We start from the raw sequence: 10,448 nt of genomic DNA on the forward strand, positions 1-10,448 counted from the left end.
CCTGCGCTTCATCGGCGAGTGCCGGCCCCTCGCGGCACAGGCCGCCTTCTGCTGCACCACATGCGGTACCCCATGTCTCTTTGACCAAGGTTACACACAGAAAAGTGACGATCGGCAGCGATATTTTCTGTAACTTCACTGGTGTTCATATGATTTATATACCTTGAGGAATATGTTTTCATCGCAACCAGGTATATCCGGTCTGCACTTTGCGGTACGGTTTCACCTGCATCTTTACACCGCAGTGACCGCCTGATGTCCCCGCCCCAAGATGGCGCCGCGCTTGGATCAAAGCCGCTGAAGCGAGGTACGTTGAGAGGCGAAGGACTTGAAACCTTGTAGGATAAACGCTCGCCCTACGTGCTGCCTGCACAATGCAAACCTGATGATGGCATCAACTGCATGTTACGAGGCAATACCTGCGGGGAGACATTTGGGAGATGCGTTCGTACCGGCTGTTATTGGAATTGACAGTCGATATACTATTCGAGTTTCGCTTTCGCTCACGCTAAGCTAGAAATTCGAAGCCACTCGAAACACCGATGCATCCGCGTTCGGTGGGTCTGTATGAAGTGCCGACCGAGTTGTCCTGCCTGGTCGGCATGGTCTGTGCTTGCAGGACTTGCATGCCAACTCGAACCACGTCAGCCCCATGATCAAAGACGTCTACAACTCTCTACACTCCCGCACAGGTATCGGCGCCACAGCCGAAGTCCGTCAGTTCGCACCTGTCGAGTTCTCGGGCTTGTTCATGCCAAATCCGGCTATCGTGATTGTGCGTCGTGGCAGCAAGACCATTCGAGTGGGCGACGACGTCTTTCACATTTCTGCCGGCCAGGGCGTCATGGTCAACGCCTGCGTGACCATGGACTCGTCCTACGAACTGGGGGAGGACGGTTTCGATGCGGTCTGGATGGGCTTCGATCAGTCCGTCGTCGAGGCCTTCCACCGTCGGTATCCACCGTCAGTCACCCCCATTCGCCACGCGGTGCGGTTCGAGGCCTGGAGTGGCGGCATGGAAGAGGCCTTCCACAATGCCGCCGTCGCCCTCGCAGCCCCCTTTGTCTATCCTGAGGACATTGCCCGCCATCGCATGGAAGAAGTGCTGCTGTGGCTGGAACGTCAGGAACTGCAGTTCTCTTCGGTGCGCTCCGTCAGCCTGGCCAACCAGATCCGAAGCCTGATCTTCATGGAGCCGGGCATCGATTGGTCGAGCCACGTGGTTTGCGAGCGCCTCGGTCTCAGCGAGGCCACCATGCGGCGGCGCCTCGCCCAGGAAGGGCACTGCCTGCGCAACATTCTGACGGACATTCGCATGTCCACGGCGGTGTTCATGCTGCAATCGACCGGCATGCCCGTCTCGCAGATTGCAACGGCCGTGGGGTACGAATCCCATTCGCGGTTTGCGCTGCGCTTCAAGGATCGCTTCGGCTTCCCGCCGACCGTCATCCGTGGACATCAGCGCCCCGGCACCAACGACCTGCCGGCCTTCATGGATGAAGACTATCGCGCCATCGCGGAGTGATATCGGGCGCCAATGAAGATAGCCATCGGCAACCCGCTTGCGCCAAAACGGCGCGTCGGTGCCTGTGGGATTTTGTTCGCTGCCCGAAGAGCCTGTGCCTCAGCCCCTTGTGCGAACCGGTGCATGCCGCAGCCAGCACCGGGCCAGTCTCCGGCGACTACAGCCCAAGCAGACGCGCCACATCGTCGGCCGCCGCTCCCGGTGCCATGGCCCCGGCCGCAACCTGCTGCCGACGGGCTTCCAGAAGCGCGCGGACTTCGGGATCGCGCTGCAACCGTTCGGCAAAGCGGGCGTTGATCATTTCGTGCATCCAATGCACCTGCTGGGCGCTGCGCTTGTCGCGCAGCTTGCCATTGGCGTCCATCACCTGCCGATGCCGCTCCACCTCGGCCCACAGCACATCCAGCCCCTGATTGGCGAGGCCGGAGATGGTCACCACCGGTGGCGTCCAGTCCTTTGAAGCCGGCGCCAGGATATGCAGCGCCGCGCGATACTCGGCCGCGGCGGCGCGCGCACGCACGGCCCCCTCGCCGTCCGCCTTGTTGACGGCGATGATGTCGGCCAGCTCCAGGATGCCCTTCTTGATGCCCTGCAACTCGTCACCGGCGCCGGGCAGCATCAGCACGAGGAACACATCGACCATGTCGGCCACCGCCGTCTCCGACTGGCCGACGCCTACGGTCTCCACCAGAATCACGTCGAAGCCAGCGGCTTCGCAGACCAGCATGGTCTCGCGCGTCTTGGCGGCCACGCCGCCCAATGTGCCCGCCGAGGGCGACGGCCGCACATAGGCATTGCGGTCGGTGGCAAGCTGCGCCATGCGCGTCTTGTCACCGAGGATGGAGCCGCCGGTACGCGTCGAGGAGGGATCCACCGCCAGCACCGCCACCTTGTGCCCAGCGGCCGTCAGATTGGCGCCCAGCTGGTCGATGGTGGTGGACTTGCCCACGCCGGGCACGCCGGTGATCCCGACGCGATGAGCCCGTCCCGTATGCGGCAGAAGGCGTTGCAACAGGTCGCGCGCCGCCGCCGCGTGATCGGGCTTGCGGCTTTCGATCAGGGTGATGGCGCGGGCCAGCACGGCGCGTTCGCCCGCCAGCACGCCCTCGGCGAGCCGATCGACGTCGATGGCGGGGCGGTGGTGCGTCATGAGGCGATCGGCACCCAGATCATGCGCTGCAGTGTGGCCGTCGCCAGCGTCGCGTCGTCAGGCAGGCCGGAGGAGGAGATGTAGCCCGGCACCGAGAAGACGAAGCTGACGTTCGGCGCATTGCGCGCCTTGCAAATCGCCATGCCGAGCCAGTTGCCCTGCCCTTCGCGGCAATCGGACCGGCTCATGCGCGCCTCACGGAAGCTCATGCCGATACGTTCGCCATTGGGGCCGGCAAGGCGTTCGGACACGCCGTGAATGGCGCCGATCTGCCCGTTGGATCCCGGCAGCACCTGCATCACCTGCAGGCCATCCTGGAACAGGGCCAGCGCGGAGACGCTTTCCGAACTCTCCGTCGCCATGGTCACCGGCGTCGCCTCGAACCCGGGCATGGACGCCTGGATGGCCTTGGCCGAATAGGGCGTACCGGCGGCCAAGCCTGGCACCCCGGCGGCAGAAAAGCTCACTGCCCCCCGCACCGGCGGCGCGGAGACGGCAAAGTCATCACCGCCACCGACTGCCGAACAGGCAGCGAGTGGCGCGAGGGCGAAAAACGCCAGAAGGCGGCAATATGCAAATCGACTGATCATGCCTCCGGATAGCATGAAGCGCAGCGGGGGTGAACGGCTTTGTTGGCGCAGGGCGGGGGCAAAAAACCGGCCAAAGGCCGTCCAGGTACGAGGATTGTCATATGTTGCAGTTATTTTTCCAGCAATATACGCATCAGGTTGCAGACCTTCGATCTACCCTTGCACTCAGCTGGTGCGATATCGTCAAACATACTGATCCGGTGACCCCATGTTCCGAACTCTGAAATACGCTCTTCTTTGTGGCCTGGCAGGCGGCACCATGGTCGCCCATGCGGATGAGCCAAAGTCACCAGCACAAGCGGCCCGTGATCGTCGCTTTTCGGAGCACATCCTGTCCAAGGCCGAAGTTGCCGAGCTTGGGAAAGCATCGACCTCCGCGATCAGCAACGATGAGATGAGCGGAGCCCTTTCGCTCGGCACCGCGCTGCCTGCCAAGGCGACGTTCAAGTTTGCGGGGTATACCACCAATCTCGGCGACTGGGATATCGAGCCCTACGCCGCCGTTGCGACGGCCTGGTACAAGTTCACGGCAACGAAGACCCAGGCTCTCACGGTGTCTGTCGGGCATTCGAGCACTGGAAAAGCCTTGGGGCTTTCTCTGATTGTCTCCGAAAAAGGTTACGGCCCCAAACAACAGTCCGAGTCAGTGTCTGCGACTATCACGGGGGGCGGAGCCCCGCTGAAAACAACGTTTCATGCCGAGAAGGGCACCACCTATTACTTCCAGGTCGGGATGCAGTATCCCTATTCCAGCGCTATGGCAGCTTCGAGCGCGATCACCGTGAACCTCACCGCGCCCACCAGCTACGCCATTCCTGGATGGTACCCGTTCTCCGCACATAAAGTGCTCACGCACCTTGAAAGCGATATGGGCAAGAGTGTCACCTTGTTCAACGAGGGCAACAGCGCCTACTCGCTGAAGTCCAGTTTGGAATATGCTCCCAAAACAGATGCGTTCCTCATGATGTCCAATCTTGGAACACACACTGTTACGGCAAGCGGCTTGGTCGAGCACGTGCCCGACCTCAATACGTCTTCGACCGCCTTCTCGAAGGCAGGTATCTATTCCGCGACGCTGCACTTCGAAGACAAGACGTTCGGCAACACGATCAGTCCTGCCACCTACACATTCATTTCGCGCAGTGAAAGTGACTCGTCTCTCGAGCTCGGCTACTCACTGGTCCAGTATGATCCTGCCCCCGTCCAAGCGGGAGCGACGGCCCAGTATGATCTGAAGATCACCGGACCGTCCTCGGGCAAGGCAACGGGGTGCAAGGCCCTGTATGATGGCGCCCTCGACTACCGCTTCTACAAGACCGATCGCCTTACCCCACTTGCGGCCTTGAACAAGCCTGTAGACATCGCTGCGAACCAGGCAGTCATCCTCCGCTACTATCTGTCGACCAACAAGAACGCACCCGTTACGGGCCAGGCATTGCTGGCGGCCGCCTGCACGAACTCGAAGACGCTCGTACTGGATCTTTGGGACCGCCCGTATATCGTCACCACCGCCGGTAATCCGAATGTCGTCTCGGTGACGAAGACAGGGAATGGCGACAAGATCGGCATCGAGCAGGAAGGCGTCACGCATCAGGATTTCATCATCAAGGCGCCGGCTGTCGCTAGTCGGGTCGAGGTTTCGTTCCCCAACCCCTTCATTGTGCATTCAGATTCGGGCAGCACGATAAGCTACACCATGTTCAATCCGAGCCCTTGGTCCTGTATTGTCGACGCCAAGGATCGATGCATCACTAGTGGCGGACAAACACTTCGCTTCGACTTGGCGGCCAACAAGAGCGCCAAGGTCAGGTTCTTCTTGCGCGGGGCTACGCAGCTTACCCTAGATGACACCCGAAATAAGAGCTACGTTCTGAACGTGACCGTGAAGCAAGTCACCAGCGTCTTCGACAATCGCGAACGACTGTATACGGTCTACAATCAGTTCTTCACACCCGTTCTGCAGTAACGCCTGCATTGGGGGGCGCTATCCTCCCCCCAACCTCTCCACCAGCGCGGCGATGGCAGGCTTCCTGCGCTCGCCGCGCCGGATGGCCACCGCGATGTTGCGGCGGATCTCCGGTTCGATCGGGCGGGCGACGAAGCCGCCGCGGTAGCTGGATATCAGCAGGCCCGGCATGACCGAGATGGAGCAGCCCGCCTCCACCATGGCCGATACCACCTCGAAGCCGTTGCAATAGCCGTTGACCTCCGGCTGGAAACCGGCACGGCGGCTCGCTTCAAGGATGGCCGAGGAGTAGGCGCTTGAGGCTGTGTCCAGCGCCCACTTCTCCCCCTTCAGATCTTCAAGTCCCAGCGTCTCCCGCTCCGCCAGAACGTGCCCCGGCGGCAGCACGGCGAACAGACGGTCGTCGCAGACCGGCACCGTCTCGAAGGCCCCGCCCGTCTCGCTTGCGTCGATGGTGAAGCTGTCGATCATCGCCGCATCCACCTGCCAGGCGCGCAAGGCGTTGATCGCTTCATCCGGCTCCATCACCTGCAGCGTGACGCGCAGCGCCGGAAAGCGGATCTCGAGATCGCGCATCACCGCCGGCACCAGCGAGGCGGCCACCGAGGGGAAGGCCGCGAAGGTCAGCTCGCCCGCCACTTCTGCCCGTGCTTCGGCAAGATCGGTGCGCGCTTCCTCCAGGATGGCGAAGATGCGATCGGCCTGTGCCACCAGCCGCTGCCCCGCCGGCGTCAGCCGCACGCCACGGCCGCGCCGCTCGATCAGCGACACGCCGGCCTCATCCTCCAGAAGCGCGATCTGCTGCGACACCGCCGACGGCGAAATGAACAACGCCTCCGCCACCGCCGCCATGGTGCCGCGCTTGGAGAGTTCGCGCAGCGTGCGCAACCGGCTGAGATCCATGCCACCAACCCTGCATTTTTGCTAATGATATACTCAAGTCCATTTAAGTAGACCTGATGGTTCGCCATGTCTAGAATTTGCGCATGCCGCGACGGTCGGCAGACCGCTCGCGCAATGCCCCGCGCCTTTCCGGAGACTTCAATCGCATGAGCACCCTGCACGCCGGCTATTTCTCGACCGGGCTTGACGCCGATCCCGAACTTGCCGCCGCCATCGCGGGCGAGCTCAAGCGCCAGCAGGACGGCATCGAGCTGATCGCCTCGGAAAATCTCGTCTCCCGCTGCGTGCTGGAAGCGCAAGGCTCGGTTCTCACCAACAAGACGGTCGAGGGCCTGCCCTATGGCCGCTATTACGGCGGTGCCGAGTTCGCAGATGCCATCGAGGCGCTGGCGGTCAAGCGCGCCACGGAACTGTTCGGCTGCGCCTTTGCCAATGTGCAGCCGCATTCCGGCTCCAATGCCAATGCCGGCGTCTATCTCGGGCTCCTCAAGCTCGGCGACTGCATCCTCTCCATGAACACCGCCGCCGGCGGCCATATCAGCCACGGCCACCCCGCCACCCTCACGGGCCGCGACTATCGCATCGTGCCCTATGGCGTCTCGCGCGAAACCGAACAGATCGACATGGCCGAGGTACGGGCGCTGGCGCTCAAGGAAAGGCCCCGCCTGATCATCGTCGGCGGCTCGGCCTATCCGCGCTCCCTCGATTTTTCCGGCTTCCGCGCCATTGCCGACGAGGTCGGCGCCTTCTTGATGGTGGACATGGCGCATTTCGCCGGCCTCGTCGCCGCCGGGGTCTATCCGCATCCCTTCCCGCATGCGCATGTGGTGACGTCTACCACCTACAAGTCGCTGCGCGGCGCCCGCGGCGGCCTCGTGCTCTGGAACGATCCGGCCCTCACCGACCGCATCAGCTATGGCATCTTTCCCGGCGTGCAGGGTTCGGTGATGATGCATGCGGTCGCCGGCAAGGCCGCCTGTTTCGGCGAGGCGCTGAAGCCCGAGTTCAAGGCCTACAACGCGGCCGTGATCGCCAATGCCCGCGCACTGGCCGAAACGCTGCAGCAATGCGGCGTCCGCATCGTCTCCGGCGGTACCGACAGCGGGCTGATGCTGGTCGATCTCGCCGCACGCGGCATCGACGGCTCGCTCGCCGCCAAGGCGCTGGAGGCTGCCGGCATCGCCGTCAACAAGAACCTGATCCCCTTCGATCCCAATCCGCCCGAGGCCCCCTCGGGCCTGCGCCTGTCGGCCAACGCCGGCACGGCGCGCGGCTTTGGCGTCGAGGAGTTCGTCGCCATCGGCCAGATGATCGACCGCGTCTTGCGCGCGCCCAAGGACGAGGCCGTGCTCGCCTCCGTTCTGGCGAGTGTCCGGGCCATGGCCGCCCGTTTCCCCATTTATACCAAGGGGCCTTGAAAATGACCTTGGTATTCCCTTCGTCAATTTCTCATGCACTTGATGCATATGAGAAATTGACGAGACCACAAAGCGCGGATGCGCCAGCATCCTCGCGCTTTGGTATTATTGAAGCAGGATCAATGTCATGAAAGTCGCGGTTCTCGGGTCGGGCGTCATCGGTGTCACCACCGCCTGGTATCTCCTGCAGCGTGGTCACGAGGTGACGGTCTATGATCGCCAGCCCGGCCCCGCGCTTGAGACCAGCTACGCCAACGCCGGCGAGATCTCGCCGGGCTATTCCACGCCCTGGGCCGCGCCGGGCATCCCGATCAAGGCGGTGCGCTGGATGTTCATGAAGCACGCGCCGCTGATCCTGCGCCCCAAGGCCGATGCGGCCATGCTGTCGTGGATGGTGCAGATGCTGTGGAACTGCACGGCCGAGGCCTATCAGCTCAACAAGAGCCGCATGCTGCGCATCGCCAATTACAGCCGCGACAGCCTGGTGGCCCTGCGCCAGGAGACCGGTATCGCCTATGACCACCGCAGCCTCGGCACCGTGCAACTGTTCCGCAAACAGTCTCAGGTGGATCACGCCGCCCATGACACCGAGATCCTGAAGCGCGACGGCGTCGCCTTCGAAATCCTCGACCGGGCCGGCGTCATCGCCGCCGAACCGGCGCTGGCCCGGTCCACGGAAAGCTTCGTCGGCGCCCTGCGCCTGCCGGAAGACGAGACGGGCGACTGCTTCAAGTTCACCAACGCGCTGGCCGCGCTCTGCGTCGAACGCGGCGTCCGCTTCGTGCAGGACACCGCGATCACCGCGCTGACCCACGAGACCGACCGCGTCACCGGTGTGGTGACCGACAAGGGCCCCATTTCCGCCGATCACTATGTGCTGGCGCTCGGCTCCTTCTCGCCGCTGCTGGCCCGCTCGCTCGGCCTGCGCCTGCCGGTCTATCCGGTGAAGGGCTATTCGCTGACCGCCCCGATCACCGATGCCGCCCTCGCCCCGCAATCGACGCTGCTGGACGAGACCTACAAGATCGCCGTCACCCGCCTTGGCGACCGCATCCGCGTCGGCGGCATGGCGGAAATCTCCGGTTATACCACCAACCTGCCGCCGGCCCGCCGCGCCACGCTGGAATATGTCGCCTCCGGCCTCTTCCCCGGCGGCGACTACAAGGCCGCCGAATACTGGTCCGGCCTGAGGCCCATGACGCCCGACGGCACGCCCATCGTCGGCCGTACGCCCTATCGCAACCTCTCCATCAACACCGGCCACGGCACGCTGGGCTGGACCATGGCCTGCGGCTCCGGTCGCCTGCTCGCCGACCTGATCTCTGGCCAGAAAGGCGAGATCAGGTCTGACGATCTGGGGCTGTCGCGGTATTGAGGGGGGCCGTCCTTGCCTCTCTCTTAGAACAGCACGAAGTCGTTGGCGGCCAATTGCGGAGCACCGTCGAGCAGGATCATCTCGACGAGATTGAATTTGGTCCCGGTGCCGTCGAGGTCAACCTGGACGAGGCCGGTGTCGGTGTCGTAGAGGATGGTCGGCAGCGCCTTGGTCACCGTCGGGTTGGTGCCCTTGACGAAGATCGCCTGTCCGTTCTGCGTCCAGGTGGTGCCCTTTGAGAACCCCTTGTAGTCGCCGGCTACCGAAAGCTGAATCTGATCGTAGCCGGTCGAGAAGCCGTAGATGGTATCGCGCGACGATGTTCTGGCGTGATCGATGATGATGTCGTCCGGACCGGAACCCGGATAGATCAAGTCCTTGCCGAAGCCCCCCCGCAAGACGTCGGCACCGCCGAAGCCCTTGAGGATGTCGTTGCCAGCATTGCCGATCAGCTTGTTGTCGCCGGATGTGCCCAGCAGCGTGTCGGCAAAGCTGGTGCCCGTTGCGCCCTCGACATTGAGGATGGTGTCGCCAAACGCCTCGCCGGCGTTGGAAGAGCCATCAGTCACGGCAAGGTTGATCGTCACGCCCTTGGAGATACCCGCGTAGGACACGACGTCAACACCGTCACCACCATCGACAACGTCCTTGCCGGTGCCAGGCTCCAGAAGATCGTTGCCGGCCATGCCCGACAGCGCATCGTTGCCACCGAGCCCGGACAGCTTGTTGTTGTTGCCATTGCCAACCAGCGTATCGCCGAAGGGGGAACCGACGAGGTTGGAGATACCCAGGAGGGTATCCCCCGACGCATCGCCTTTGAAGCCTTTCCCCTTCGTCAGATTGGCGTCAACACCCGACGCTGCCGACACATAACTGGCAGTGTGGTTGCCTTCGGGATTCTGGATGAAAAAGTAATCAGCCCCCGGCCCGCCGATGAACGTATCGTTGCCGCCTGTGCCGCTATAGAGAAAATCGTTGCCCCCATAGCCATAGATCGTGTCGCTAAATGCCGTACCGGTGAGGTCGTCGACACCATTTGTCCCCTTGATGATTCGGCCGGTCGTGGCGGTATCGAGCACAGTCATCTTGAGGTCTCCGTTGTTATCCACCCACGAAATCGAAAAGCGTCCGTCCGCCATCACGTCGATGCCGGGTTTGGTGCCGTCGGTCTTGCCGAGATTGGTCACCCGATAACCGCCGAGTGCGGTACCACTCGCCGTGTAGAGGTCGAAGGCGACATCAGGTCGGACGACCTGGGCTGTCGCGCTATTGACGGCCTCTCCCCTCAGAACAGCACGAAGTCGTTGGCGGCCAGTTGCGGCGCACCGTCGAGCAGGATCATCTCGACAAGATTGAATTTGGTCCCGGTGCCGTCGAGGTCAACCTGAACGAGGCCGGTGTCGGTGTCGTAGAGGATGGTCGGCAGCGCCTTGGTCACCGTCGGGTTGGTGCCCTTGACGAAGATCGCCTGTCCGTTCTGCGTCCAGGTGGTGCCCTTTGAGAACCCCTTGTAGTCGCCGG

The 10,448-nt window shown here is 62.8% G+C and carries 8 protein-coding genes and 1 pseudogene; 4 read left to right on the plus strand and 5 right to left on the minus strand.

The genetic code is table 11. The features are described from left to right. Positions 1–652 precede the first annotated feature (652 nt). Positions 653–1,525 carry a helix-turn-helix transcriptional regulator gene (locus L2I41_RS17645; RefSeq protein ID WP_237154896.1) on the plus strand — a complete coding sequence of 291 codons (873 nt, stop codon included), beginning with the start codon at positions 653–655 and terminating at the stop codon, positions 1,523–1,525. 157 nt (positions 1,526–1,682) lie between these two features. On the opposite strand, the gene meaB is transcribed toward L2I41_RS17645, so the two are convergent. Then, entirely contained in the window at positions 1,683–2,675 is a 993-nt protein-coding gene (gene meaB / locus L2I41_RS17650) for a methylmalonyl Co-A mutase-associated GTPase MeaB (protein ID WP_237154897.1), read from the minus strand. Further along, positions 2,672–3,142, minus strand: a complete 471-nt coding sequence (locus L2I41_RS17655; RefSeq protein ID WP_237154898.1) for a DUF1131 family protein — start codon at positions 3,140–3,142, stop codon at positions 2,672–2,674. Before L2I41_RS17655 ends, meaB begins: the two co-directional genes overlap by 4 nt. Before the next feature lie 331 nt (positions 3,143–3,473). On the opposite strand from L2I41_RS17655, the gene L2I41_RS17660 reads away from it, so the two are divergent. After that, on the plus strand, positions 3,474–5,231 hold the full coding sequence (locus L2I41_RS17660; RefSeq protein ID WP_237154899.1) for a hypothetical protein: 1,758 nt from the start codon (positions 3,474–3,476) through the stop codon (positions 5,229–5,231). Positions 5,232–5,249: 18 nt separating this feature from the next. Here L2I41_RS17660 and L2I41_RS17665 read toward each other — a convergent pair whose 3' ends face one another. Next, on the minus strand, positions 5,250–6,134 hold the full coding sequence (locus L2I41_RS17665; protein WP_237154900.1) for a LysR family transcriptional regulator: 885 nt from the start codon (positions 6,132–6,134) through the stop codon (positions 5,250–5,252). Between the two features lie 146 nt (positions 6,135–6,280). Between L2I41_RS17665 and glyA the strand changes: the two genes are divergently transcribed. Together glyA and L2I41_RS17675 are read left to right on the plus strand one after the other, a co-directional pair. Next, a complete protein-coding gene (gene glyA / locus L2I41_RS17670; protein WP_237154901.1) occupies positions 6,281–7,552 on the plus strand; it encodes a serine hydroxymethyltransferase in 1,272 nt (423 codons plus the stop codon). A 127-nt stretch (positions 7,553–7,679) separates the two neighbouring features. Then, positions 7,680–8,927 (plus strand): D-amino acid dehydrogenase, encoded by a 1,248-nt coding sequence (locus L2I41_RS17675; RefSeq protein WP_237154902.1) that lies wholly within the window; start codon positions 7,680–7,682, stop codon positions 8,925–8,927. Between the two features lie 23 nt (positions 8,928–8,950). Here the strand turns inward: L2I41_RS17675 and L2I41_RS17680 are convergent, their stop codons facing one another. Both L2I41_RS17680 and L2I41_RS17685 read right to left on the minus strand, forming a co-directional pair. Further along, the gene (locus L2I41_RS17680) at positions 8,951–10,114 is read right to left on the minus strand and encodes a calcium-binding protein (protein WP_237154903.1); all 1,164 of its coding nucleotides are present in this window, start codon (positions 10,112–10,114) and stop codon (positions 8,951–8,953) included. A 98-nt stretch (positions 10,115–10,212) separates the two neighbouring features. Further along, a pseudogene (locus L2I41_RS17685) lies at positions 10,213–10,448 on the minus strand (hypothetical protein); the annotation flags it as partial.

Origin of the sequence: Oryzibacter oryziterrae (assembly GCF_021864535.1) — a bacterium.
Taxonomy (GTDB): Bacteria; Pseudomonadota; Alphaproteobacteria; order Rhizobiales; family Pleomorphomonadaceae; genus Pleomorphomonas; species Pleomorphomonas oryziterrae.